General features: G+C 69.1%; 25 protein-coding genes. 14 read left to right on the top strand and 11 right to left on the bottom strand.

Features of this window, described 5'->3' with window-relative positions; all coding sequences use genetic code 11:
- Nucleotides 1-18: 18 nt before the first annotated feature.
- The 5 genes from DW298_RS13710 to DW298_RS13690 are packed head-to-tail and all read left to right on the top strand — an operon-like array spanning nucleotide 19 to nucleotide 6,333.
- Nucleotides 19-1,566, top strand: a complete 1,548-nt coding sequence (locus DW298_RS13710; protein WP_136043025.1) for a hydantoinase/oxoprolinase family protein — start codon at nucleotides 19-21, stop codon at nucleotides 1,564-1,566.
- A gap of 1 nt (nucleotide 1,567) precedes the next feature.
- Nucleotides 1,568-2,668 carry a DUF917 domain-containing protein gene (locus tag DW298_RS13705; protein WP_136043024.1) on the top strand — a complete coding sequence of 367 codons (1,101 nt, stop codon included), beginning with the start codon at nucleotides 1,568-1,570 and terminating at the stop codon, nucleotides 2,666-2,668.
- Nucleotides 2,665-3,783, top strand: a complete 1,119-nt coding sequence (locus tag DW298_RS13700) for a DUF917 domain-containing protein (RefSeq protein WP_136043023.1) — start codon at nucleotides 2,665-2,667, stop codon at nucleotides 3,781-3,783. Before DW298_RS13705 ends, DW298_RS13700 begins: the two co-directional genes overlap by 4 nt.
- 10 nt (nucleotides 3,784-3,793) lie before the next feature.
- Complete coding sequence (locus DW298_RS13695; RefSeq protein ID WP_136043022.1) at nucleotides 3,794-4,822, top strand: DUF917 family protein; 1,029 nt, start codon at nucleotides 3,794-3,796, stop codon at nucleotides 4,820-4,822.
- Nucleotides 4,819-6,333 (top strand): helix-turn-helix domain-containing protein, encoded by a 1,515-nt coding sequence (locus tag DW298_RS13690; RefSeq protein WP_136043021.1) that lies wholly within the window; start codon nucleotides 4,819-4,821, stop codon nucleotides 6,331-6,333. The genes DW298_RS13695 and DW298_RS13690 overlap by 4 nt, the downstream gene beginning before the upstream one ends.
- Nucleotides 6,334-6,355: 22 nt before the next feature.
- On the opposite strand, the gene DW298_RS13685 is transcribed toward DW298_RS13690, so the two are convergent.
- The 3 genes from DW298_RS13685 to DW298_RS13675 form a co-directional block, all read right to left on the bottom strand.
- On the bottom strand, nucleotides 6,356-6,769 hold the full coding sequence (locus DW298_RS13685; protein ID WP_136043020.1) for a VOC family protein: 414 nt from the start codon (nucleotides 6,767-6,769) through the stop codon (nucleotides 6,356-6,358).
- A 99-nt stretch (nucleotides 6,770-6,868) separates the two neighbouring features.
- Nucleotides 6,869-7,135, bottom strand: a complete 267-nt coding sequence (locus DW298_RS13680) for a thioredoxin domain-containing protein (RefSeq protein ID WP_136043019.1) — start codon at nucleotides 7,133-7,135, stop codon at nucleotides 6,869-6,871.
- Between the two features lie 72 nt (nucleotides 7,136-7,207).
- Nucleotides 7,208-7,957 (bottom strand): NAD(P)H-binding protein, encoded by a 750-nt coding sequence (locus DW298_RS13675; RefSeq protein WP_136043018.1) that lies wholly within the window; start codon nucleotides 7,955-7,957, stop codon nucleotides 7,208-7,210.
- Nucleotides 7,958-8,099: 142 nt separating this feature from the next.
- On the opposite strand from DW298_RS13675, the gene DW298_RS13670 reads away from it, so the two are divergent.
- On the top strand, nucleotides 8,100-9,449 hold the full coding sequence (locus DW298_RS13670) for a M20/M25/M40 family metallo-hydrolase (RefSeq protein WP_168429459.1): 1,350 nt from the start codon (nucleotides 8,100-8,102) through the stop codon (nucleotides 9,447-9,449).
- 55 nt (nucleotides 9,450-9,504) lie between these two features.
- The gene (locus DW298_RS13665) at nucleotides 9,505-10,965 is read left to right on the top strand and encodes an MFS transporter (RefSeq protein WP_136043015.1); all 1,461 of its coding nucleotides are present in this window, start codon (nucleotides 9,505-9,507) and stop codon (nucleotides 10,963-10,965) included.
- A gap of 11 nt (nucleotides 10,966-10,976) precedes the next feature.
- On the opposite strand, the gene DW298_RS13660 is transcribed toward DW298_RS13665, so the two are convergent.
- The 5 genes from DW298_RS13660 to DW298_RS13640 form a co-directional block, all read right to left on the bottom strand.
- Nucleotides 10,977-11,222, bottom strand: coding sequence for a hypothetical protein (locus DW298_RS13660; protein WP_240745133.1), 246 nt, complete (start codon nucleotides 11,220-11,222; stop codon nucleotides 10,977-10,979).
- A gap of 184 nt (nucleotides 11,223-11,406) precedes the next feature.
- The gene (locus DW298_RS13655) at nucleotides 11,407-12,576 is read right to left on the bottom strand and encodes an RtcB family protein (protein ID WP_136043012.1); all 1,170 of its coding nucleotides are present in this window, start codon (nucleotides 12,574-12,576) and stop codon (nucleotides 11,407-11,409) included.
- Nucleotides 12,577-12,854: 278 nt separating this feature from the next.
- Entirely contained in the window at nucleotides 12,855-13,259 is a 405-nt protein-coding gene (locus DW298_RS13650) for a VOC family protein (protein WP_136043011.1), read from the bottom strand.
- Nucleotides 13,260-13,290: 31 nt separating this feature from the next.
- Entirely contained in the window at nucleotides 13,291-13,677 is a 387-nt protein-coding gene (locus DW298_RS13645; RefSeq protein WP_136043009.1) for an MmcQ/YjbR family DNA-binding protein, read from the bottom strand.
- Nucleotides 13,678-13,769: 92 nt separating this feature from the next.
- Nucleotides 13,770-14,537: a siderophore-interacting protein gene (locus DW298_RS13640; protein WP_136043007.1), complete on the bottom strand. Its 768-nt coding sequence runs from the start codon at nucleotides 14,535-14,537 to the stop codon at nucleotides 13,770-13,772.
- 100 nt (nucleotides 14,538-14,637) lie between these two features.
- On the opposite strand from DW298_RS13640, the gene DW298_RS13635 reads away from it, so the two are divergent.
- From DW298_RS13635 to DW298_RS13620, 4 genes are read left to right on the top strand one after another with little or no spacing between them, the layout of a single operon-like run.
- A complete protein-coding gene (locus tag DW298_RS13635; RefSeq protein WP_136043006.1) occupies nucleotides 14,638-15,630 on the top strand; it encodes an ABC transporter substrate-binding protein in 993 nt (330 codons plus the stop codon).
- Nucleotides 15,631-15,678: 48 nt separating this feature from the next.
- Nucleotides 15,679-16,665, top strand: a complete 987-nt coding sequence (locus DW298_RS13630) for an iron chelate uptake ABC transporter family permease subunit (protein ID WP_136043005.1) — start codon at nucleotides 15,679-15,681, stop codon at nucleotides 16,663-16,665.
- A 4-nt stretch (nucleotides 16,666-16,669) separates the two neighbouring features.
- Complete coding sequence (locus DW298_RS13625) at nucleotides 16,670-17,707, top strand: iron chelate uptake ABC transporter family permease subunit (protein WP_136043003.1); 1,038 nt, start codon at nucleotides 16,670-16,672, stop codon at nucleotides 17,705-17,707.
- Nucleotides 17,704-18,459, top strand: a complete 756-nt coding sequence (locus tag DW298_RS13620; protein ID WP_136043001.1) for an ATP-binding cassette domain-containing protein — start codon at nucleotides 17,704-17,706, stop codon at nucleotides 18,457-18,459. The genes DW298_RS13625 and DW298_RS13620 overlap by 4 nt, the downstream gene beginning before the upstream one ends.
- 28 nt (nucleotides 18,460-18,487) lie before the next feature.
- Here the strand turns inward: DW298_RS13620 and DW298_RS13615 are convergent, their stop codons facing one another.
- The 3 genes from DW298_RS13615 to DW298_RS13605 are packed head-to-tail and all read right to left on the bottom strand — an operon-like array spanning nucleotide 18,488 to nucleotide 20,421.
- On the bottom strand, nucleotides 18,488-18,685 hold the full coding sequence (locus DW298_RS13615; RefSeq protein WP_136043000.1) for a hypothetical protein: 198 nt from the start codon (nucleotides 18,683-18,685) through the stop codon (nucleotides 18,488-18,490).
- 22 nt (nucleotides 18,686-18,707) lie between these two features.
- Nucleotides 18,708-19,670 carry a DNA-3-methyladenine glycosylase 2 family protein gene (locus DW298_RS13610; RefSeq protein ID WP_136042998.1) on the bottom strand — a complete coding sequence of 321 codons (963 nt, stop codon included), beginning with the start codon at nucleotides 19,668-19,670 and terminating at the stop codon, nucleotides 18,708-18,710.
- Between the two features lie 43 nt (nucleotides 19,671-19,713).
- Nucleotides 19,714-20,421 carry a winged helix-turn-helix domain-containing protein gene (locus DW298_RS13605; protein ID WP_136042997.1) on the bottom strand — a complete coding sequence of 236 codons (708 nt, stop codon included), beginning with the start codon at nucleotides 20,419-20,421 and terminating at the stop codon, nucleotides 19,714-19,716.
- Between the two features lie 332 nt (nucleotides 20,422-20,753).
- Between DW298_RS13605 and DW298_RS13600 the strand changes: the two genes are divergently transcribed.
- The 3 genes from DW298_RS13600 to DW298_RS13590 all read left to right on the top strand — a co-directional run bounded on the left by DW298_RS13600 (nucleotide 20,754) and on the right by DW298_RS13590 (nucleotide 23,353).
- The gene (locus DW298_RS13600; RefSeq protein ID WP_136042995.1) at nucleotides 20,754-21,062 is read left to right on the top strand and encodes a GNAT family N-acetyltransferase; all 309 of its coding nucleotides are present in this window, start codon (nucleotides 20,754-20,756) and stop codon (nucleotides 21,060-21,062) included.
- Nucleotides 21,063-21,114: 52 nt separating this feature from the next.
- Nucleotides 21,115-21,597: a DIP1984 family protein gene (locus DW298_RS13595; protein ID WP_136042994.1), complete on the top strand. Its 483-nt coding sequence runs from the start codon at nucleotides 21,115-21,117 to the stop codon at nucleotides 21,595-21,597.
- Nucleotides 21,598-21,907: 310 nt separating this feature from the next.
- Nucleotides 21,908-23,353: an MFS transporter gene (locus DW298_RS13590; RefSeq protein WP_136042992.1), complete on the top strand. Its 1,446-nt coding sequence runs from the start codon at nucleotides 21,908-21,910 to the stop codon at nucleotides 23,351-23,353.
- The last annotated feature ends 55 nt before the right edge of the window (nucleotides 23,354-23,408 follow it).

Raw genomic sequence — 23,408 nt, 5'->3', positions numbered from 1 at the left:
CACAGGAAAGCGAGAATCATGCACATCGGCATCGACGTCGGCGGCACCAACACCGACGCAGTCCTCATGGACGGCACCCGGACACTGGCGGGGGTGAAGCACTCGACCACCCCCGATGTCACCAGCGGCATCATCCAGGCGATCGAGGACCTGCGCGCCGGACACGCCTTCGAGGGCACCGACATCGACGCCGTCATGATCGGCACGACGCACTTCATCAACGCGCTCGTGCAGGCCAGCCGTCTGGCTCCGGTCGCAGCGCTCCGGCTCGGGCTTCCGGCCACGCGGGCGCTGCCGCCGCTGATCGACTGGCCCGAGGTGCTGGTCGAGGCGACTCAGGCCCGCAGCTACCTCGCGCACGGTGGCTACGAATTCGACGGCCGACCGATCTCACCGCTCGACCCCGACGAGATCCGGGCGCACGCCGAGGACATGAAAGCGCACGGCATCCGCTCGGTGGCCATCTCCTCGGTGTTCAGCCCGGTCAACCACGATCTCGAGGTGCGGGCGGCCGAGATCGTCGCCGACGTGCTCGGTGCCGATGCCGCCATCTCACTGTCGCACGAGATCGGGCGGATCGGTCTGCTCGAGCGCGAGAACTCGACGATCATCAACGCCGCGCTGCGCGAGCTCGCCTCCGAGATCGTCGACGGTCTCACCTCGGCCGTGCGCGCCCAGGGCATCGAAGCGCCGATCTTCCTCAGCCAGAACGACGGCACGCTCATGGACGAGGAGTACGTGCGCCGCTATCCGGTCGCGACCTTCGCCTCCGGCCCGACCAACTCGATGCGCGGTGCCGCGGCGACCAGCGGGCTCGACGACTGCGCGGTGATCGACGTGGGCGGCACCACCGCCGACATCGGTCTGCTGATCAACGGATTCCCGCGCGAGACGGCGAACGAGGTCAAGGTCGCGGGCATCCGGACCAACTTCCGGATGCCCGACGTGCTCTCGCTCGGCATCGGCGGCGGCAGCATCGTCGACGAGGAGACGGCCGAGGTCGGTCCGGCCTCCGTCGGATACAAGCTGACGACGGAAGCCCTGGTCTTCGGCGGCTCGACCCTGACGGCCACCGACATCGCCGTGGCGGCCGGTCGCGCCGAAGTGGGCGATGCGAGCAAGGTCGCCCACCTCGACCCCGCGTTCGTCGAACGGGTGCTGGCGCGCATCGCCGAGCGCGTGTCCGAGGCCGTGGACCGCATGCGCACCTCGCCCGAGCCCATCGCGGTGGTCGCGGTCGGCGGTGGATCCATCCTGCTCCCCGATGAGCTGCCGCTGTTCGGCACCGTGCACCGCCCCGAGAACTACGCGGTCGCGAACGCCATCGGCGCCTCCATCGCGCAGGTCGGCGGCGAGATCGACAAGGTCTACGCGATCGAACCCGGCCGCCGTGAGGAGACGCTCGCCGAGGTACGGGCCGAGGCCGTCGACAAAGCCATCGCCGCCGGTGCGAGGCCCTCGACCGTCTCGATCATCGACTTCGACGAGGTGCCCATTCCCTATCTCCCCGGCAACGCCACGCGCATCCGCGTCAAGGCCGTCGGCGACCTCGACATGGGGGCGTGACATGAGCTGGACCATCACCCCCGCCCACATCGACGGACTCGCCCGCGGCGCCGCCGTGCTCGGGACCGGCGGTGGAGGAGACCCGTACATCGGTGCCCTCCTCGCCCGTCAGGCACTCGCCTCCGGTGATGTCACGGTCGTCGGCCTCGAAGAGGTGCCCGACGACGCCCTCGCGCTCTTCGTCGCCATGATGGGTGCCCCGACCGTCATGGTCGAGAAGCTGCCGAGCCTCGCCGAGGTCATCGAACCGGTCAAGGCCCTCAGCGTCCATCTCGGCCGTCCGATCACGCATATCGCCTGTGCCGAGGTGGGCGGCGTGAACTCGACCATCCCGATCGCCGCCGCTGCCGCGCTCGGACTGCCACTGGTCGACGCCGACGGCATGGGGCGTGCGTTCCCCGAGCTGCAGATGGTGCTCCCGACGCTGTACGGCGTGACCGCATCGCCCCTCGCGTTCAGCGACGAGAAGGGCAACACCGGCGTGCTGCAGACGGCCGACAACTCCTGGACCGAGCGCATCGCCCGCGTGGCCTGCGTCGAGATGGGCTGCTCGGTCATGATCTCCGGGTTCTCCATGTCGGGCACAGCCGCGCGGGAGTCGCTCGTCTCGGGCTCGCTGTCGCGCTGCATCGAGATCGGGCAGCGCATCGCCATCGCGCGTGACGAGAAGACCGACCCGGTGGACGCGGTCGTCGACCTGCTCGGCGGGCGCGAGCTCTTCGACGGCAAGGTCGTCGACGTGCACCGCGCCACGACCACCGGATTCGCCCGGGGTCGCGCGCGCATCGACGGGGACGCCGGCACCACGCTGACCCTGCAGTTCCAGAACGAGCATCTCGTCGCCGAGGCCGACGGGGTGGTGCTCGCGACCACCCCCGATCTGATCATGGTGCTCGACGGCGAGTCCGGCGAGCCGATCACGACCGAGGGCCTGCGGTACGGCCAGCGCGTGCGGGTGATCGCGGCCCCGGCCGACGAGCGCTGGCACTCGGAGGCCGCTCTCGCCATGGTCGGGCCCGGCTACTTCGGCTACGACATGGCGGCGCACCGTTACGACGGCAGCATCTCCGCCGGAACGCCATCGGCGGGAGTCGCGGCATGAGCTGGCAGCTCACCGCCGCGGACCTCCCCGACCTCGCCCGCGGCGCGACGCTGCTCGGTACCGGCGGTGGCGGCGACCCCTACATCGGCAAGATGCTCGTCGAGCGGGTGCTGGGGGAGGGGAGCATCACGATCCTCGACCCGGACGAGCTCGCCGACGACCTGTTCGTGATCCCGACCGCGCAGATGGGCGCGCCGACCGTGATGATCGAGAAGATCCCGGCCGGCACCGAGCCCACCCTCGCGTTGCGGACCCTCGAGGAGCACCTCGGCCGGAAGGCGGATGCCACCATGCCGATCGAGTGCGGCGGCATCAACTCCATGATCCCGCTCATCGTCGCGGCCGAGACCGGGCTCCCGGTGGTGGATGCCGACGGCATGGGCCGCGCATTCCCCGAGCTCTCGATGGAGACCTTCGCCGTCTACGGCGTGCACGGGTCGCCGTTGGCGCTCGCCGGGGAACGCGGGGAGAAGGTCGTGATCGACACCGGCGACGACGACCGGCAGATGGAGTGGCTCGCCCGCGGCATCACGATCCGCCTCGGCGGCGTCGGTCACATCGCGGAGTATGCGATGACCGGAGCCGACGTGCGGCGGACGGCGGTGCCGCGCACGATCTCGATGGCCCTCGCGCTGGGCCGCGCCATCCGGATCGCCCGCGAGGACCACCGCTCCCCGTTCGAGGCGATCGCCGACACGCTCGCGACGACGCTCTACCCGCACCTGCGCGAGCTCTGCGTGGGCAAGGTCATCGACGTCGAGCGGCGCACGACCGAGGGCTTCGCCAAGGGGCGGGCGGTCATCGCACCGCTCGGGGCGGAGGAGGGCGACACGTTCGAGATCGCGTTCCAGAACGAGAACCTCATCGCGCATCGCGGAGAGACCCTCGTGGCGATCGTGCCCGACCTCATCTGCGTGGTCGACCACGAGACGGCGGAGCCGATCACGACCGAGGGGCTCCGGTACGGACAGCGCGTGCGAGTGCTGGGCATCTCGACCCCCGAGATGATGCGCACCCCCGATGCGCTCGCCGCCTTCGGCCCGTCGGCATTCGGGCTCTCGGCGGAGTTCGTCCCGGTCGAGGCCCTGTCCGCAGGCGAGGGCGTTTCTCCCTAGGCTGGAGCGCATGATGCTGCAGCGCGACGACCTCACGGCACTCGCCCGCGGGTATGCGCTGCTCGGCTCGGGCGGCGGCGGCTCCACGACCATGCTCGAACTCATGCTCGCGCGCGCCGGAGACTGGCCGATCGAGGTGTCGCCGATCTCATCGCTCGACCCGGACACGCCCTGCCTCGGGGTCGCGTTCGTCGGCTCGACGATGCTGCTCGGCGAGCGGCTTCCGGCGGAAGAGCCGTTCGCCCGGCTCCTCGCCGCGGTCGAGCGGTGGGTCGGGCATCCGATCCCCGCGGTCTGCTCGCTCGAGGGCGGGGGCATGAACGGGCTCGCGCCGCTGACGCTCGCCGGATCGCACGTCGTGGTCGATGCGGACTGCACCGGTCGCGCGGTGCCCGGGCTGGATCAGATGTCGCTCTTCGTCGACAGCGTGCCGGGGCTCGTGTTCGCGTGCGACACCGGTGCCGACGGAGTCGCGCTCGTGGAGGCGCATCGGGCCATCGATGCCGAACGGGTCGTGCGCTCGGCGATCGTCCAGGCCGGCGGCGTCGGGTGCGCGGTGCTCGGCGGCTTCACCGTCGGCGACCTGCGGGAGCACGCGATCGGCGGCCACCTCGCGCACGCGCTCGAACTCGGCAGGGCCTATCTCGAGTACGCCTCTGCGCCGCTGCCGCTCCTCGCCGACGCCCTGGGGGCCGAACTGCTCGCCGAAGGACGCATCGTCTCGGTCGTGCCCTCGCTCCAGGACCCGCACGTGAACGCGGTCGAGATCAGCGGACTCGGTGGTGCGGTGCACCGGGTCGTCACCCGATCCGAGGCGCTTGCCGTGCTCACCGACGGACTCCTCGTCGCCTCGGCCCCGACGATCATCGTGATCGTCGACGCGGTGTCCCGGGAGATCCTCGAGGCCACCGAGCTGGGTCTCGCCCGGAACGTGGCGGTCTTCGCCGTCCCCGCGCCGGCATGGTGGAACGCGCGGTCGGATCGGCGAGCCAAGGTGCTGCCGTCGGCCTACGGCCTCGACGATCTGGATGCGGCGTGATCGAGCGGCTGCGGTTGCCTGCCCTGCTCGCCCATGCAGAGAACGGCGGGCTGCGGAGAGTCGCCGGCCCCTCGGATGCCGCGTGGGAGGCGGTCGCCGTCGGGGCGGGAGAGGCGGAGCTGACCGAGAGCGGTGCAGACCGGCTGGCGATCGTCACATCGGCTGCCCCGAGCGCGACCTGGCAGCAGGACGCGCTGCTGCGTCGATTGCGCGACCGCGGTTTCACGGGACTCGCGATCCCCGGTGCGGTCGGCTTCGACGCGGGCGCGTTCCGGCTCGCGGACCGCATCGGTCTGTGCCTGCTCGACGTCGAGCGACCGGTGCAGCTCGCGAAGGCCTGCTGGATGCTGATCGAGGCCCGCGATGCGCTGACGCTCAGCCAGGTGCGAAAGGTCGCCCAGTCCTTCGAGTACGCCGCCGACGACCTCGCCGACCTGCTGGGGCACATCGCGGCGAACCTCGGTGTCGGGGCCGCGCTGATCGACTCGTCCGGTGTGCTGCAGGAGGCGGGTGCCCATCTCGACGAACGCCTGCATGCCGCGATCGGCTTCGACTCCTGGCTCGATCAGGCGAGCGCGGACGGTTCAGCGGCGGCGTCCGTGCGCGTCGACAGCCCGGGGCGCAGCGGTCTGCGGCTCGTGCTCTTCGGGCGCGGGCTCGGCGAGGCGCAGGTGCAGTCCCTCTCGGTCGCCGCCGAGATCGCGATGCCGGCCGTCGCGGCGCGCATCCTGATCGACGAGGTCGCGGCCGTGAACGACGTCGCCGTGTCTTCGGGTCTCCTTCGCGACTTCGTCGACCTGCACGGGGCGGCCGATGCCGATGTCGAGCGCCGCATGGCGGAGCGCGGTTGGCGCACGGGCGGGTATCACATCGGCTTCCGGGTGGTGGCGAGGGGACGGCTCGATTCGTTCTCGCTGCTGCGTTCGGTCAGCGCTGCTCTCTCGGCGATCGACGGAGAAGCGCATGCGACGACGGCCGGCCGCGGGCTCAGTGGATGGCTGTCGTTCCCGGAGGCCCCGGACCCGGATCGGGTGGAGCGCGCCGTGGCCGCTCTGCGCGCGCTGCACCTGGGAGTCCTGCGCGACTTCACCGTGGCGACCGGTGTGGGCTCGTTGCAGGCCGGGGCGGAAGGCCTCGCCACGACTCTGGACGAGGCCGGCGACGCGGCGCGTATCGCGGCATCGCGCTCCGCGACGGGATGGTTCGTGCGGGTCGACAGCCTCGGCCTGGAGCAGCTGCTTCTCGCCTGGACCGGGAACGACACCTTCGTCCCGGCGGCGGAATCACTGTTGGCGCCGTTGCGCGTCGGGGGCGGGGAGCTGCTCACCACGCTCTCGGCGTACCTCGACCACGAGTCGGGCATCGCAGCGACGGCGCAGGCGCTCGGCCTGCACCGCAACACGGTCATGGTCCGGATCCGGCGCGTGCAGGAACTCCTCGGCATCGACATGACCGATCCCGAGGCGAGGCTCGCCCTGCACCTCGCGTGTCGCGCCGTGCAGCCGCGCTGAGCAGCGTGCTCAGTCTTCCCGCTCAGTCCTCCGGGTCGCCGTGCAGCATCCACGGGATGCCGAAGCGGTCGATGAGCATGCCGAAGAGTCCGCCCCACGGCGGCACGTCCAGGGGCATCGTGATCGTCGCCCCCTCGGCCAGTTTCTCCCACACCGTCCGGGTGGCGTCCTGCGAGTTGCCGCTCAGCGAGACCGAGAACCCCTGCGGCTTCTCATAGGGCATGCCGTCGGGAGAGTCGGACGCCATGAGCACGAGTCCGCCGGGGGCATCGAGCTGGGCATGCATGACGAGGTCCTTCTGGCTCGGATCCTGCACCATGTCGGGGAACTCTCCGAAGGTGCTGATCACGAGCTCACCACCGAGCACGCTCTGATAGAACTCCATCGCCTCGCGGGCTTCGGTGCGGAACGAGAGATACGGGTTGAGAGCAGGCATGCGGACTCCAGAAGGTGTGAGTGAAGTGACGGCATCGCTGACGCTCAGTCTGCGCCCGGAAACCTGCGTTCGCAAGGGGCCGACGAGGATGGAATCGCCTCAGTCCGGGAGTGCCTTGACCGCGGCGGTCAGCACCTGGGGGACCGTCGGCACGCCCTCCGCGCGGAACACCTCGACTTCTGATGCATCGCGGATGATCACGGTCGGGGTGAAGCCGATGTCGAGCGCCTCGGCGGCATCGGGATCGCGGGCCACATCGATCTCCGTGATCGTGGCATCCGGAAGGAACCGAGCAGCGTCGGCCAACACGGACCTGGTCCGAGCGCACGCGCCGCAGAAGGACGATGAGATCAGGGTCAGTTCCATGCGCACCTCCTCGGATCGGCGTCGGATCTCTGTGGTGCAACAGCAGCGGTCACGGCACTGTTCCCACGGTGCTCAGGGCCGCTGCCCTTCGGCGAGCCACTCGGCGAACGTCTGGACGCCCAGGTCCGCATCGGGCCCGGGCAGAGCATGCCCCGCGCGCATCCCCGCCATCTGCGGTCCCGGCACGTTCAGGGCCGGTATCCATCCGCGGTATCCCTCGCGGCGGGCGAAGGCGCGGACCATGGCGGCCAGGCTCTCCTCGCGCGGGCCCGCGAAGTCGCGCACACGGCCCTGCGGCTCCGCTGCGGCGAGTGCGGCGAGGCGCGCGCCGACTTCCGCGGCAGCCACGGGCTGGGTGCGCGCGTTCGGCGCGAGGTGCAGCGGCCCGACCTTCGCCCGCTCGAACATCTGACCCGCGAACTCATGGAACTGCGTCGCGCGGAGGATCGTCCACGGAACGCGTGACGCCTCGACGACTTTCTCCTGCGCGACCTTGCCGGCGTAGTAGTCGTAGGGGATGCGATCGATCCCGACGATCGACAGCAACACGACGTGACGGACCCCCGCATCCGCTGCCGCCGACAGAAGGTTCCCGGTCGCGGCGGTGAAGAACTCGATCGCCGCGCTCGCCTTGAGGGTCTGGATGCTCGCCACATCGATCACCGCGTCCGCACCGGCGAGGCCGGCCTCGAGTCCATGCCCGGTCACCAGGTCGACCCCCTGCGATCGGCTGAGCACCACCACCTCATGCCCCGCTGCCTGCACCGCCTCCACGGTGTGCCGGCCCACGGTCCCGGTTCCTCCTGCGACGGCGATTCTCATGTGTGCTCCTTCTTCTTCTCGGTACATCCTTCTGCATAGCTGACCGGACAGGTGCTCGAAATGTGAGGCTGCTGCCGAATTCGTTCGTGACGAGTCCCCGAGCGCGAGACCGCTTCCGGGCGATGCCTGGGCGCTCGGTACGATGGCGGTTGTGACCACATCGACCGTGCGCCCCGGCATCGCCGAACGGCTTTCGCAGATGATCCGGATCCCGACGGTCTCCGCCGAGCTCGACGAGCGCGGGGCCACCCCGTTCGAGGACTTCGTCGCGTTGATCGCCGAGCTCTATCCGCTGACGCACGAGAAGCTGCGACTCGAACGGCACACCGACTTCGGGCTGCTGTTCCACTGGGCGGGCAGAGGAGTGGCCCCGGGTGGCCCCGCCGTGCTGATGGCGCACTACGACGTCGTCCCGGTCGACGAGAGCGACGCGTGGACCCATCCGCCCTTCGACGGCGTGATCGCCGACGGCTCGGTGTTCGGGCGCGGCGCGCTGGACGACAAGGGCCCGCTGATCGTCGTGCTCGAAGCGGTCGAGAATCTGCTCGCCGACGGATTCGTCCCGCCCCGCGACGTCTACCTCTCGTTCGGCGGCAACGAAGAGACGTACGGGAAGGCGGCCGAGGAGATCGCGCGGGTGCTGCGTGCACGCGGCATCGTTCCGTGGCTGGTGGTCGACGAGGGCGGAGCGGTCGTGGATGCGCCGCTGCCTTTCGTCCCCGGTCGGGCGGCGATGATCGGCGTCGGCGAGAAGGGCGTCATGACGCTGCGGCTGTCGGCGCGCGGCGAGGGTGGGCACGCATCGGCCCCGCCGTCGCTCACCGCCGTGCGACGGATCGCCCGAGCCGTCGACCGTCTCGGACCCGCGACTTTCCGTCCTCGCGCCTCGAAGGCGGTCCTGCGGATGCTGTCGCAGCTGGCCGCGCAGACGCCCGGGCCGGCGCGCCACCTGTTGCGCTTCCTCGGCTCGGCGCCTCTGCTGACCGGGCAGGTTTTCGCGGCACTCGGCGGCGAGCCCGCGGCACTCGTACGCACGACCGTCGCCCCGACGATGCAGTCGGGCGGGACGGCCGCGAACGTGCTGCCCTCCCAGGCATCCGCGACCGTCAATCTCCGCATCGCGCTGGGGGAGACGACGCAGCAGACCGTGTACCGCGTGCGCCGCCGCATCCGCGATCCGCTCGTGTCCGTCGAGGTGGTCGAGGCCAGCGAGCCCTCGCCCGAGTCGCCCACCGACAACGCGCAGTTCGCCCTGCTCGCGGCGGCGCTCGAGGTCTCGCATCCCGGGGTGCCGGCAGTTCCGTACGTGATGATGGCCGCCACCGATTCGCGGCACTTCCATCGATTCTCGCCCGCGGTCTACCGCTTCGCTCCGCTGGACATGTCGAACGCGCAGCGCGCCTCGATCCACGGGGTCGACGAGAGCGTGGAGATCGCTGCCCTGGAGCGCGGAGAGCGATTCCATCGCGCACTCCTCGAACAGCTAGGGTGATCTCACCCTCCTCCCGCCCCGCGCGGGAGTACCCGAACAAGAAGCAGGAGACGCGATGACGCGCACCCGCACTCTGGGCACCCTCGCCGTCGTCGTCGGCTTCCTCGCATTCGTGGAGTTCACGAGCGGTGTGCTGCAGGGCTACTACACGCCGATGCTCAGCGACATCGCCCGCCACCTCGACATCCACGACGCTGACGTGAACTGGCTCGAGGGCACGCAGCTCATGCTGTCGGCGCTCGTCGTCCCGGCGTTCGCGAAGCTCGGCGACATGGTCGGACACAAGCGGATGCTGCTGATCTCCACCGCCGTGACCGCCGCGGCGGCCCTGGTGCTGCCGTTCACAGACTCCTTCGGCGTGTTCCTCGCGGCATGGGCGCTCATGGGTTTCTACGTCGTGTGGCTCCCGCTCGAGATCGCCTTGATCTGGTCGCGGTCGCGCCGCATGGAAGGACGCTCCTCGATCACGGCCAAGGCGGCCGGTCTCCTGGTCGCCGCCCTCGAAGGTGGTGCGATCATCGGTGCTCTCGTCGGCGGCGCGCTGATCGACGTGCTGCCGCTCACCGTCGTCCTCCTGGTCCCGGCCGTGCTCATCGTGGTGTGCTTCTTCGTGATCCTGTTCGGGGTCAAAGAATCGCCGGAGCCCACCGGCGGCATCTTCGACACGGTCGGCCTCGTGCTGATCTCCCTCGCCCTCGTCTGCTTCACCGGCGGACTCAGCTTGCTCCGCCTCGAGGGCGGCCTCGTGAATCCGTGGTCCTGGGCCGTGGTCGTCTTCGGTGTGCTGCTGGTGATCCCGTTCGTGCTCTGGGAGCTGCGCTGCGACGACCCGCTCATCGACGTGCGCATGTTCCGTTCGCCCGCACTCGGCCCGGTGTTCCTCACCGCGGGCCTCTTCGGGGTCAGCGTGCTCGGTGCACAGGCGCCGCTGTCGACGTTCGCGCGCACCGACCCGTCGGTCTACGGCTACGGTCTCGGGACGAGCGGTTTCGCGACCTCGCTGATCATCGGCGTGTACCTCGTGGCGATGATCGCAGGTGCGCTGCTGTTCCCGACGTTCGCGCGCTGGGCCACTCCGCGGGTCACCCTGATGGGCGCGTCTGTACTGGTGGGCCTCGGCTTCCTGCTCTTCCTGCCGTTCCATGACACGTACGGTCAGGTCATCACGAACATGGTCGTCGTGGGGCTCGGCTCCGGCGCGCTGGTCGCCGCTCTCCCCGCTGCCGCCGCCTCGGCTGCTCCTGCCACGCAGACCGGCGTCGCCACGGGGCTCACGAACTCGGTGAAGACCGTGGGCGGGGCGATCGCCTCGTGCGTGTTCGGCATCGCGCTGCTGCACGGCGTCGCCACCACTGCCGGTGCGACGGAGGGGACCGCCGGTTCGCTCGCGGGTTACTTCACCGTCTGGATCGTCTGCGGAGTTACCGCACTAGCCGCGGCGGTCATCCTCGTGTTCGTGCCGAAGACCGCGTTCACCGATCGGTCGGTTGATGCGGAGGTCGCCCCGGTCGTCTGACGTCGGGCCGATCAGTCGCGATCGAACCCGAAGGTGCGCTTCACGATGGCCTGCACGTCGCCGTCGAGCCCGTCGATGCGTGTGTTCACCGCATCGAACCGGGTGTCCACGGCGTCGAACCGCGCGTTCATCTCGTTGCGGAGTCCGCCGATCTCACTGCGGACGACGTGGATGAACAGCGTGGAGACCACGGTCAACGTGCTGAACATCAGCGCGCTGAACGCCCCGATCATGGTCCAGATCTGCGCGTTATTCATGAATTCCACCACGTCATCGTCGCATCGATTCCGCAAGCCTGCCAGGGCGGGAGCGGCGAAGATATCGGTGCCCCGGCAATGGGGGACAAGTCATTCTCGAGCGGTCCGGGGGAGGAGCAGTCGATCCGCCTCCACGTGGACGGCACACGAACCGGGCGGTGGGGGTCCCACCGCCCGGTCCTGCTCAGTCGCCCTTCACGTTGACGAGCTGCCGCAGCGTGTGCCGGATCGACACCAGGCTCGAGGCATCCGCCATCACCTGGTCGATCGGCTTGTACGCCTGCGGGATCTCGTCGATGAAGGCGTCGGTGTCACGGAACTCGATGCCCGTCATCGCCTCCCGCAGCTGGCCGTGCGTGAACGTCCGCCTCGCGGCCGACCGGGAGTACTCGCGCCCCGCGCCATGCGGTGAGGAGTTCAGCGACTGCGGGTCGCCGAGCCCTTCGACCACGTACGACGCGGTGCCCATCGACCCGGGGATGAGCCCCGGACGACCGGCGTCGGCCTGGATCGCACCCTTCCGCGACACCCACACCTGCTTGCCGTAGTGCTTCTCCGATTCGGTGAAGTTGTGGTGGCAGTTGATGCGCTCCTGCTCGTCCACCGCGGTGTCGAGGAACCCCGACACCTGGCGGATGACCCGGTCCATCATCTCCTCCCGGTTCAACAGGGCGAAGTGCTGAGCCCACCGCAGCTCCCGGATGTACTGCGTGAACTCCGGCGTGCCCTCGACGAGGTAGGCCAGGTCGGGGTCGGGGAGGTCGATCCACCACTGCTTGCATAGCCGCTGCGCGACACCGATGTGGTGCCCGGCGATCTTGTTGCCGACGCCCCGGGAGCCCGAGTGCAGGAACAGCCACACCCGGTCGAGCTCGTCGACCGACACCTCGATGAAGTGGTTGCCGGAGCCGAGCGTGCCCAGCTGCAGCCGCCAGTTCCCGGCATACTGTGCGGGGTCGAAGCCGTTCTTCTCGGCGAGCTCCTCGAGCTCGGCGATGCGCGGCTCGGCCGTCGTGACGACCTTGCGGTTGTACCGGCCGGCCGACAGCGGAATGGCGCGCTCGATCTGCTCCCGAAGTTCTGCGAGGTCGCGGCCCCCCAGGTCGCTTCTCGTGAACTGGGTGCGGACGGCGATCATGCCGCAGCCGATGTCGACACCGACGGCCGCGGGGATGATGGCGCCGAGCGTCGGGATGACCGAGCCGACCGTCGCCCCCTTGCCGAGGTGTGCATCCGGCATCAGCGCCAGGTGCGGGTGGATGAACGGCATGCGGGCCGTGGTGTGCGCCTGAGCGAGTGTCTTCTCGTCGATCAGCGATGCCCACGACAGCAGCCGTGTGGAGAGCCTCTCCATGATTCCTTTCCTTGTGGTGGTGTCCAGCCACAGGTCAAGGTTCTGCTCTCCATACGGAAAACGCCCCGGACCTGACGGTGCGGGGCGTTGCGAGAGCGGATGCTGTCACACGGCGCGCGCCGGAGGGTACGACTCGTAGCGGTCATTGAACTTCGGCTGAAGCTGCAACACCGCTCCGATGGGAAGGTTCCGCTGGGCGGTCATCCGTCGACTCCTGGGCTGGCGTGCTGCGCCGATCGGCACAGCTTTGCCACATTAGAGGGCGACACGCCCGGGAGTCAAGCCGTCTCGCGCGGCGGGTTGTACATGAACTCGATGCGGATGCCGTCGGCGTCTTCGACGAAAGAGGCGTAGTAGCGCTCGGAGTAACGGGGGTACTCCTTGGGCTCGCGCACCGCCGTCCACCCGGCCTCGACGGCGATCGCATGCAGGCGCTCGACCTCCTCGCGCGTCGGTACCGCGAAGGCGATGTGCTGCCAGCCGATCTTGCCGTGCCGGTGCGGGGCGGAGTCTTCGTCCCAGGTGTACAGGATGATCTCGGTCTCGTCGCCGTTGTTCCAGGAGACCGAGTGGTCGTCTTCGCCGCCGCTCCGGTAGCCCAGAGCGGTGAGGACCGGATGGAACTGCGCGCGGCCGCGCTCGAGGTCGTCGACGGTGATGCCCAGATGATCGAGAAGAGCCATGCCCCCAGTGTTGCAGAAGGGTCCGACAGGCTCAGGGAGCGATCCTCCCGAATGTGGCGGGGTCGACGGGCCGCTGACGCCGGGGGAGGTTCTCCACGACGAGAAGATAAGACTCGGTCACCAGCTCCCGGACCAGGTCTTCCGGCAGCTTCCCACCTGGGCGGAGCGTGATCCAGTGCTTCTTGTTCATGTGATAGCCGGGGATGATGTCGTCGAACTGCCGGCGAAGCGCGTCGCCGTCTTCGGGCGCCGCCTTGAGGGTCACGATCTCCGCTCCGGTGAACGCGGTGAGCAGCATGAACACCTTGTCACGCACCTTGAACACGTCCCATTCCGGACCGAAGGGATGCTCGAGACGAGATCCGGGGAGTTCCTCGGCGCGGTCCTTCGCGCACCGCTGCAGGCGGTCACCATTCATGAGCACTCCACCCTCGAGACAGCGGGAAACCACGGCACGCACCTACGGTACCCACCCCCACCGACAGGGACGCTGCAGAAGCGGAGACGGCGTCAGTGCGGTGCGTGGTACTCGGCTTCGCCGCGCTTCCAGTAGCCCTTCACGACGGCGTTCGCGGTGTCGACTCCCCAGCGCTCGAGCAGGGCCCGGCCCGGCTTGACGATCGACTGCTCGGCCGCGATGAAGACGAACGGGTCGGACCCGACGGCGTCTTCTGCGGTGAGCGCCTCGAGGAAGGCGATGAGGGCTGAGCCCGACGGAGCATCCCCGCGGTGCAGCCACTCGATCTCGACCGGCGCCTCGATCTCGAACTCGCGCCCCTGGTTCACCGTCTCCACGACGATGCGTGCCGGGACTCCCGTGGGGATCAGCGCGGCGAAGCGCCGGATGGCGGGGATCGCGGTCTCGTCGCCCACGAGCAGCCAGGAGCCGGGGGTGCCCTCGATCACGGCCGAGCCGCGGGGTCCGCCGACGCCGATCGAGGAACCGAGTGGTGCCGTCGCCGCCCACGGCGCCGCGACGCCCTGGTCGCCGTGCACGGCGAACTCGACGTCGAGCCAGTCCTCGCCCCAGGCGAGCGGTGTGTATTCGCGGCTGGGCGACGCACGCAGCTCCTCGACGGAGCCGACCGGCCCTGCCGGGAAGAACAGCCGCATGTGGTCGTCGGAACCCCGCGATTCGAAGCCGGCGAGGTCGGAACCGGTCAGCCGCACCCGCACGAAGTCCGGAGCCAACCATTCGCGGGCACTCAGAGTCACGTTGCGGAAGCGCAGCTCGAGGCCGCGACGCTCGATCGAGAAGCCGGATTTCGTATCGCTCATGAAGTAAGGCTAACCTAAATAAGCCGAGGGAAGGTCACCCTAACCTCGTCGTCCCGGCGCCATCGTGTGCGCACAGATCCCGCAGAACAGGAGTCTCTCCATGTCCGTGCCCAGAACCCTCACCGCCACGAGCACCGCCCTCGTCGGCCTCCTCGTCCTCGCCGGCTGCGCTACCGGCGAGACGGCCGAACCGGCGAAGACCGAACCGGCGGCAGCATCCGTCACGATCGAGGACAACACCGGCACTCACGAGATCGCGACCCCTCCGGCCTCCGTCGTCGCCCTCGACAACCGCACCTTCCAGACGCTCTCCGACTGGGGAGTCGAGCTCTCGGCGGGTGCTGTGGCACTCATGCCCGAGACTGTGTCGTATGTGAAGGACGACGGCATCGTCGACATCGGCCTGCACAGCGAGCCCGACCTCGAGGCCGTCGTCGCGGTCGAGCCCGACCTGATCATCAGCGGTCAGCGTTTCACGCAGCACAACGCGGCCATCGCCGATCTCGTGCCCGAGGCCACGATCATCGATCTCGAGCCGCGCGAGGGCGAGCCCTTCGACGAGGAGCTCAAGCGCCAGGTCACCGTGCTCGGCGAGATCTTCGGCAAGCAGGACGAGGCGAAGAAGCTGGTGGACGACTTCGATGCCGCGGTCGAGCGTGCCAAGGACGCCTACGACGACGCCGACACCGTCATGGCCGTGAACACCTCGGGTGGCGAGATCGGATACCTCGCCCCGACCGTCGGCCGCTCGCTCGGCCCGATCTACGACATCCTCGGCTTGACTCCCGCGCTCGAGGTCGACGACGCGACCGACGACCACCAGGGCGACGAGATCTCGGTCGAGGCGATCGCGGCGTCGAACCCTGACTGGATCCTCGTGCTCGACCGCGACGCCGTGTTCGCCGCGGAGACCCCCGACTACGTGCAGGCGGCCGAGATCCTGGAGAGCTCCGAGGCGCTCGCCGGCGTCACGGCGGTGAAGGACGAGCAGATCGTCTACATGCCCACCGACACCTACCTGAACGAGGGCATCCAGACGTACACGACGTTCCTCGAGGACTTCGCCGACGCCCTCGAGGCAGCGAAGAACTAAAGTACGGCGGCGGCATCCGGATGACTCGGGTGCCGCCGCACCGTCATCATGACCCCCACAGAAACCACCCCGCCGCCCCGGTACGCCGGGCGGCTGTTCGACGGCAAGCTGCTCATCGGCGTGCTCGTCGTCGTCGTGCTCCTCGTCATCTCGCTCTTCACCGGTGTGTACGACATCGCCGGCGCCGACGACGGCGCGGAGATGTTCCAGATCACGCGCGTGCCCCGGACGATCGCCCTCGTCCTCTCGGGCGCGGCGATGGCGATGGCGGGCCTCGTGATGCAGCTGCTCACCCAGAACCGCTTCGTCGAGCCGACGACGACCGGAACCACCGAGTGGGCGGGACTCGGGCTCCTGACGGTCATGATCCTCGTCCCGCAGCCGTCGCTTCCGCTGCGGATGGCGGGCGCTGTGCTCGCGGCGTTCATCGGCACGATGGTCTTCTTCGCCTTCCTGCGCCGCGTCGCGCTCAAGTCATCGCTCATCGTCCCGATCGTCGGCATCATGCTCGGGGCGGTCGTCGGCGCCCTGTCGACCTATCTCGCGCTCGCCACGAACTCCCTGCAGATCCTGGGCGTGTGGTTCGCCGGCAGCTTCACCTCGGTGATGCGCGGCCAGTACGAGATGCTGTGGATCGTGGCGATCATCGGGGTGATCGTGTTCTTCGTGGCCGACCGGCTGACCATCGCCGGCCTCGGCGAGGAAGTGGCCACGAACGTCGGGGTGAACTACAACCGGATCATCCTGCTCGGCACGGTCCTCATCGCGATCACCACGGGAGTGGTCACGGTCGTCGTCGGCAACCTGCCCTTCCTCGGACTGATCGTGCCGAACATCGTCTCGATGGTGCGCGGCGACGACCTCCGCAGCAACTTGCCGTGGGTGTGCCTGCTCGGCATCGCGATCGTCACGGTGTGCGACATCATCGGACGCACGATCATCATGCCGTTCGAGGTTCCGGTGTCGCTGATCCTCGGTGTCGTCGGCGCCGTGGTGTTCGTGCTCCTCCTGCTCAGGCAGCGTCGACGTGGCTAGCGGCGTGGGGGAGCAGGTGGCGGCGGTTCCGGTTCCGGTGCCGCGATCGTCGGGCTCGTTCACGACCCCTCGTGCGCGCCGTCGGTACCTCATCGTGCTCGGCCTCCTCGTCGTCCTGGCCGCGGGCTCCGGCTTCGGCCTGCTCGCCTGGGGGAACCCCATGCCGGTCGGCTCGACGGGGTTCTGGCGCATCGCCCAGCACCGGGGGATCGATGTGACGGTCATGGCGCTCGTCGCGGTCGCGCAGGCCATCGCCACGGTGAGTTTCCAGACGGTCACGAACAACCGCATCATCACCCCGTCGATCATGGGGTTCGAGTCGCTCTACCGAGTGGTGCAGACCTCGACGGTGTACCTGTTCGGGGTGGCAGGGCTCGTGGCGATCCAAGGCGTCGGCCAGTTCGCGATCCAGGTCGCGATCATGGTCGGGCTCGCGGTCGCGCTCTACGGCTGGCTGCTGTCCGGGCGATACGGCAACCTGCAGATCATGCTCCTGGTGGGCATCGTGATCGGTGGGGGACTGGGCGCGATCGCCACGTTCATGCAGCGCCTGCTCACGCCCAGCGAGTTCGACGTGCTGGCCGCCCGGCTGTTCGGCAACGTGTCCAACGCCGATCCCTCCTACCTCCCGTTGGCGATTCCCCTGGTCGTCGCGGCCTCCGCACTGCTGTGGCTGCGATCCCGGCGGCTCAACCTGATGGCGCTCGGGCCGGATGCCGCGCGCTCCCTCGGGGTCGACCATCGACGCGAGCTCTTCATCGTGCTCTTCCTGGTCGCGGTGCTGATGGCGACATCGACCGCGCTCGTCGGACCGATGACGTTCCTCGGATTCCTGGTGGCGACCCTCGCGTATCAGTTCGCCGACACGCACGACCATCGGCTCATCTTCCCCGTCGCGGTGCTCACGGCGTTCACCATCCTCGCGGGCGCGTACTTCGTGATGAAGAACGTCTTCTACGCGCAGGGGATGGTGTCGATCCTGATCGAGCTCGTCGGCGGCACCGTGTTCCTCATCGTCATCCTCAGAAAGGGCCGACTGTGATCTCACTCGACGGCGTCCGCCGTGATTACAGCAGCGAGGTCGCGATCGGCCCCGTCGACCTCGAGATCCCCGCCGGAGGCATCACCGCGCTCATCGGACCGAACGGCGCCGGCAAGTCGACCCTGCTGACGATGATCGGCCGACTGAACGGTATGGACGCCGGCGCGATCGAGATCGCCGGACTCGATGTCGCCTCGACGAAGTCGAAGGACCTGGCGAAGGTCGTGTCGATCCTGCGGCAGGAGAACCACTTCGTTACCCGGCTCACCGTGCGTCAGCTGGTCGGCTTCGGTCGCTTTCCGCACTCGAAGGGGCGACTGAACCGAGAGGACGAGGAGATCATCAGTCAGGCGATCGACTTCCTCGACCTCGGACCGCTCGAGGGCCGCTATCTCGACGAGCTCTCCGGTGGCCAGCGCCAGCGCGCCTATGTCGCGATGGTCCTGGCGCAGGACACCGAATTCGTGCTGCTGGACGAACCGCTGAACAACCTCGACATGCGGCATGCGGTGCAGATGATGAAGCACCTGCGCCGGGCCGCGGAGGAGCTCGGACGCACGATCGTCATCGTGCTGCACGACATCAACTTCGCCGGGCACTACTCCGATCACATCTGCGCGATGAAGGACGGGGCGGTGGTGGAGTTCGGCTCACCGGCCGAGATCATGACCGACGACGTGCTCACGCGCGTGTTCGACACCCCGGTCCACGTCGTCGACGGCCCCTCGGGACCCCTCGCCGTCTACTACTGAGGGACGGATGCGGTGCGCGAGGCTGCTCTCAGAGCTCGATGCCGTGGTCCTCGTCGTTGACGCCGGCGTTGTTGCCTCGGCGCGACTCGTATCCGAGGAACCATCCCAGCCAGACGATGGCAGCCAGCAGCACGCCGAGCCAGACGTTCTGGAAGATCAGCCCGACCACGACGCCGACGATGAGCAGGCCGACGGTGATGGAGATGCGCAGCGCAGAACGGGACATGGCACCAGCATAGGTGGCGGCGTCAGCGGTGGCGATGGTCTTCGGGCGCGAGACGGGGCCCCCGGCGCGGCTCCTGAACACCGCTGGCGAAGATGAGGCGCACGACGCGCTGCCGTTGACCCGCCCAAGGTGCGAGGAGCTCGAGCATCCCCTCGTCGTCGGTGCGTTTGCCCGTCAGCGCGTAGCCGACCTCGTGGGCGAGGTGATAGTCGCCGACGCTGACCGCATCGGGATCGCCCAGGGCTCGGATACGGGTCTCCGCCGCCGTCCAGACGCCGACACCCGGCAGGCTGGTGAGCACACGGTCGCGGTCAGCGCCCGTGGGAGCAGCCGCGTGCACAGCGCGGGCGATGCGGTCGCCGCGCTCGGCCGCGCGCACGATGGTGCGGGACTGCGGCGGTTCGACCCCGGCGCGGTGCCAGGCCCAGGACGGGATGCGGTACCACTGCTCGGGAGCGGGAGCAGCGAACATCGGTCGCGGCGTCGGACCGGGTGCGCGCTCGCCGAAGCGCGAGACCAGCCAGCGCCAGGCGCCGAAGGCCTGCATGCCGGTGACCTTCTGCTCGATGATCGCGCACGCGAGAGCGTCGAACACCTCGTCGGTGCGGGCGAGCCGCAGGCCCGGGTGTCGGCGCGCGGAATCGGCGATGAGGGGATGCCGCGACGCATCGAAGTCCCCGGCATCGTCGTGGGCACCGCAGAGGGCGGGCACGAGTGAGAGCGCGTGTTCGGCTCCGGGGCCCCAGGCCGCGGCCCTGACCTCTTCGCCCGACATGCGCAGGGCGAGTGTCGCGGGCCCGAGCGGCGTGCGCATGGCGCGCCAGATGACGGGGCCGTCGATGACCATCGTCGGGTCGGTGCCACCGCGTCGGAGCATGCCGACCGTGCGTCGGAGATCGAGCGGGTGCGGAGGCCGGTAAACGGTCTCACTGCGACCATCCGCAGACGCGGCGTCGGTCGTCGCAGGATGCTCGATCAGGGTCATGCGCCCACCCTACGCGCCGGCCCTGACACGGACCCGAGGGCGCTCAGAAGCGGTCGGGCGAGGGGGTGCCGTGGCCGTAGCGGATGACGACGTCGGCGTGACGGTCGAACCGGTACCCGATGCCGCGCACGGTACGGACGATGTCCTCGTAGCGGCCGAGCTTGGCGCGAAGGCGGCGGACGTGCACGTCGATCGTGCGCTCGCCGGGCGTCTCGTCGTCCTGTGCCTGCCAGAGCGCCGAGACCAATTCGCTGCGCTCGATGGTGCGTCCCTCGCGGAGCACCAGGTACTGCAGCAGCTCGAACTCCTTGTAGGTGAAGGCCGCGGACTCTCCGTCGATGAGCACGCGCTTGCGGGAGATGTCGACGGTGACGCCCGTCTCCTCTTCCACGACGTCCTCTTCGGCGGCGGCCTTGGTGCGGGCGATCGCACCCGGCTCCTGGAGGGCGAGGCGGACGACGTCGAGGTCGCGGCCTCCGGAGCCGTGCGGGGCGAGGGCGACCGTGGCGTGCGTCTCGGCACCCGGTGCGAGTTCGGCGAGGGTGCGACGCAGCGCGTCGACGAGGAGGGGGAGGCTGACTCCGGCTTCGGCTGCCTTGATCTCGTCGAGTCCGACATAGAGGGCGAAGCCGCGGGGCGAGCGGACGGCGGGCAGATCGGCGCCGGCGGCGGCCAGGGGGGCAGCGGTCTCGGGCTGCGTGCGGATCGCGGCGGTGGTGGCGGGACGCTCGAGAAGTGCGGTGTTCGACATGATGATGAGTCCTCAGGACGTGAGCCCGGATCGAGCGGGGCTCTGATGCGTTGCATGAATGACCGGCGGAGCCGGGAAGCGAGCAAAGGGTGGATGCTCGGTGACTCTGCCCTCGCAGATGGCGAGGCGTCAGGTCAGGCGGGGTGGCTGTTCGTTCAGCGACACATTCGGCAACACATGCCAACGCGACCGGGCATCATCATCCCGGCAGTCCTGTTCGCCTCCTGGGCGGACAAAGGGCTTGCGTTGGTGGTCATGGGGGGATTATGTCCGATCGTGACCGCCCATGTCAAAACGCCCGGGCGTCCGCGAGCGGGCGTAACGTTGCTCGGATGACGATCTCGCACACCGTCGGCGGCTTCATCCTGACCGACGAGAAGGACGCGTCGCGCTACACGCTCATGCGCGACGGAAAGCTCGTGAGCGTTCTCGACTACCGCGACGACGGACACACGATCGCCCTCACCAGGGCCTTCACCGTCCCGACTTTCCGCGGCCACGGCTATGCCGGGAAGGTCGTCGAGGGGGCCGTCGCCGACATCGAGGAGCGCGGCGACCGCAAGGTCGACGCCGTCTGCTGGTACGTCGCCGACTGGTTCGCAGCGCACCCCGAGCACGCGCCGCTGCTGCGCTCGCGTTGACTCGCGTGCATTATGACGCCGTGTTACGGCCCGCTGCTGCGAGGATGGGCCCATGAAACTCGCTGAGGCCCTCACCGCACGCGCCGATCTGCAGCGCCGCATCGAGCAGCTGCGCGCCCGCATCGTCGCGAACGCCCGCTACCAGGAGGGTGAGGAGCCGGCCGAGGACGCCGCGGCGCTCATCGTCGAAGCGGACGCCGCGCTGACCCAGCTGCGCGACCTGATCCGTCGCATCAACGCGACCAACGCGCGGCTCGACCTCGGTGCCGACGGCACGATGACGGATGCGCTCGCCGCCCGCGATGTGCTGCGTCTGCGCCACTCCGTGCTGACGGACGCGGCGGCCGCGGCATCCGGCTCGAACGACCAGTACCTGCGCCAGATGAGGTCGGAGCTGCGGCAGGTCTCGGCGCTGCCGGTCGCGCAGCTGCGATCGAGGGCCGACGCCGTCGCACAGGAGTTGCGCGAGCTCGACAACCGGATCCAGCAGGCGAACTGGGCGAACGACCTCGAGGAGGAGAGCGGAAGTCGGTAGTCGCGACGAAGCGGGCACAACCCTCAGCCGGCGGGGCAAGCCGGCACCTGTTGGGCGGAGGGCAGCCCTGATATCGCATCGCGCAGCCCCGCACGCCGCACAGGTGATGGTGCACAGCGCATCTCGCATCACCGCGTGTCGATCGTCGCGACGAGGGTGGGTCAGGGGACCTTCCGCTTCCTCCTCGAACATCATGCGATAGAATGGAGTTCTGCTCAGCCCCGTTGGCTGAGGTGGTCAGGCGTCCAGGTACGCGCTGATCCGAGGCTCGAAACCTCCGGCATCCTCATCAGACACCGGAGGTTTTTCCATGTCTTCGTCCCTGCGCGCCCATCCACATTCCCGGTGGTGGGCACTCATCGTCATCTCCCTCACTCAGCTCGTCGTGGTGCTCGACGGCACCATCGTGAGCATCGCGCTCCCGCGGGCCCAGGCCGCTCTCGGCCTCTCCGACGGGCAGCGGCAGTGGGTCGTCACCGCCTACGCGCTGGCGTTCGGCGCGCTCCTGCTCTTCGGCGGACGCCTCGCCGACTACATCGGGCGCAAGCGCATCTTCATGATCGGCATGATCGGATTCGGGGCGGCGTCGCTGTACGGCGGATTCGCACAGCAGGGCTGGGAACTCATCCTCGCGCGCGGGCTCCAGGGGGTCTTCGCCGCGCTGCTCGCCCCGGCGGCGCTGGCTCTGCTGACGGTGACGTTCCCCTCCGGCCGCGACCGGAACACCGCCTTCGCCGTGTTCGGGACCGTCGCCGGAACGGGAGCCGCGGTCGGCCTCCTGCTCGGAGGGCTGCTCACCGAGTTCGCCGACTGGCGCTGGTGTCTCTTCGTGAACGTCTTCTTCGTGGTGGTCGGTCTCATCGGCGGTGCCCTCTTCCTCACCGAGAGCAAGGCCGAGGGTGAGAACCGGTACGACGTCTGGGGCACCATCACGGTGACCCTCGGGCTCGGAGCGCTCGTCTACGGGTTCAGTCTCGCCGAGCACGGATGGGGTGATCCGCTGACGATCTCGTTCCTGGTGCTCGGGGTCGTCCTGCTCGCGCTCTTCGTCTGGATCGAGAGCCGGGTCGCACAGCCGCTGCTGCCGTTGCGGATCGTCGCCGATCGCGTCCGGGGTGGGGCGTTCCTCATCCAGGGCGTCGCCGGGGCGATCATGATCGGCGCCACGATGTACCTCACGTTCCACCTGCAGTTCGTGCTCGGCATGGGCGCGTTCCCGGCGGGGCTCGCCACGCTGCCCCTGCCGATCGCGACCATGATCATCGCGCCGATCGCGACCCGGCTGCTTCCGGTGATCGGGCCGCGACCGATGCTGATCGTCGGCCCGCTGCTCGCCGCCGCGGGGATGGTGTACCTCTCGGGCATCACCCCGGACGGCGCGTACCTCGTGCAGGTCGCCCCTGCGCTGGTGGCGCTCGGCGTCGGGATGGCGTTCATCTTCATCCCGCTGCAGAACCTGGCGCTGTCGGGGGTGGCTCCGCACGATGCCGGCGTCGCGTCCGCCATGGCGAACTCGGCGATGCAGATCGGAGGGTCGATCGGACTCTCGGTGTTCACCGCCGTGTACGCCGCCGCCGTGGGCGGACACGCCCAGGGTGAGCTGGCGCCGTCGCAGCTTACCGATGCGTACGGGTGGACGTTCATCGCCGCGGCGGTCTTCATGGTCGCAGCCTCCGTGATCGCGGTGTTCCTGGTGCGAGGCACCAAGGAGGAGCTGATGCCGATGCAGGGCGAGCGGTCCCTCGCCGCGCACTGAGCCGTGGCCGCGGCATCCGTCCGGGCGCAGATCGCCTGATTCCCGCCCCGGGGAA

It is taken from the genome of Microbacterium sp. A20 (genome assembly GCF_004794515.1).
Lineage (GTDB): Bacteria > Actinomycetota > Actinomycetes > Actinomycetales > Microbacteriaceae > Microbacterium.
Note: the sequence above shows the minus strand (reverse complement) of the source record. Positions and strands in the feature narration are given on the sequence as shown.

Bases quoted from the DNA above. Each gene is read 5' to 3' on its own strand.
- DW298_RS13635 (WP_136043006.1), top strand. From the start codon at position 14,638: ATGTCCGTGCCCAGAACCCTCACCGCCACGAGCACCGCCCTCGTCGGC.
- DW298_RS13675 (WP_136043018.1), bottom strand. From the start codon at position 7,957: ATGAGAATCGCCGTCGCAGGAGGAACCGGGACCGTGGGCCGGCACACC.
- DW298_RS13640 (WP_136043007.1), bottom strand. From the start codon at position 14,537: ATGAGCGATACGAAATCCGGCTTCTCGATCGAGCGTCGCGGCCTCGAG.
- DW298_RS13650 (WP_136043011.1), bottom strand. From the start codon at position 13,259: ATGGCTCTTCTCGATCATCTGGGCATCACCGTCGACGACCTCGAGCGC.
- DW298_RS13645 (WP_136043009.1), bottom strand. From the start codon at position 13,677: ATGAATGGTGACCGCCTGCAGCGGTGCGCGAAGGACCGCGCCGAGGAA.
- DW298_RS13655 (WP_136043012.1), bottom strand. From the start codon at position 12,576: ATGGAGAGGCTCTCCACACGGCTGCTGTCGTGGGCATCGCTGATCGAC.
- DW298_RS13680 (WP_136043019.1), bottom strand. From the start codon at position 7,135: ATGGAACTGACCCTGATCTCATCGTCCTTCTGCGGCGCGTGCGCTCGG.
- DW298_RS13670 (WP_168429459.1), top strand. From the start codon at position 8,100: ATGGCGGTTGTGACCACATCGACCGTGCGCCCCGGCATCGCCGAACGG.
- DW298_RS13685 (WP_136043020.1), bottom strand. From the start codon at position 6,769: ATGCCTGCTCTCAACCCGTATCTCTCGTTCCGCACCGAAGCCCGCGAG.
- DW298_RS13695 (WP_136043022.1), top strand. From the start codon at position 3,794: ATGATGCTGCAGCGCGACGACCTCACGGCACTCGCCCGCGGGTATGCG.
- DW298_RS13630 (WP_136043005.1), top strand. From the start codon at position 15,679: ATGACCCCCACAGAAACCACCCCGCCGCCCCGGTACGCCGGGCGGCTG.
- DW298_RS13660 (WP_240745133.1), bottom strand. From the start codon at position 11,222: ATGAATAACGCGCAGATCTGGACCATGATCGGGGCGTTCAGCGCGCTG.
- DW298_RS13610 (WP_136042998.1), bottom strand. From the start codon at position 19,670: ATGACCCTGATCGAGCATCCTGCGACGACCGACGCCGCGTCTGCGGAT.
- DW298_RS13600 (WP_136042995.1), top strand. From the start codon at position 20,754: ATGACGATCTCGCACACCGTCGGCGGCTTCATCCTGACCGACGAGAAG.
- DW298_RS13605 (WP_136042997.1), bottom strand. From the start codon at position 20,421: ATGTCGAACACCGCACTTCTCGAGCGTCCCGCCACCACCGCCGCGATC.
- DW298_RS13710 (WP_136043025.1), top strand. From the start codon at position 19: ATGCACATCGGCATCGACGTCGGCGGCACCAACACCGACGCAGTCCTC.
- DW298_RS13700 (WP_136043023.1), top strand. From the start codon at position 2,665: ATGAGCTGGCAGCTCACCGCCGCGGACCTCCCCGACCTCGCCCGCGGC.
- DW298_RS13705 (WP_136043024.1), top strand. From the start codon at position 1,568: ATGAGCTGGACCATCACCCCCGCCCACATCGACGGACTCGCCCGCGGC.
- DW298_RS13595 (WP_136042994.1), top strand. From the start codon at position 21,115: ATGAAACTCGCTGAGGCCCTCACCGCACGCGCCGATCTGCAGCGCCGC.
- DW298_RS13590 (WP_136042992.1), top strand. From the start codon at position 21,908: ATGTCTTCGTCCCTGCGCGCCCATCCACATTCCCGGTGGTGGGCACTC.
- DW298_RS13665 (WP_136043015.1), top strand. From the start codon at position 9,505: ATGACGCGCACCCGCACTCTGGGCACCCTCGCCGTCGTCGTCGGCTTC.
- DW298_RS13615 (WP_136043000.1), bottom strand. From the start codon at position 18,685: ATGTCCCGTTCTGCGCTGCGCATCTCCATCACCGTCGGCCTGCTCATC.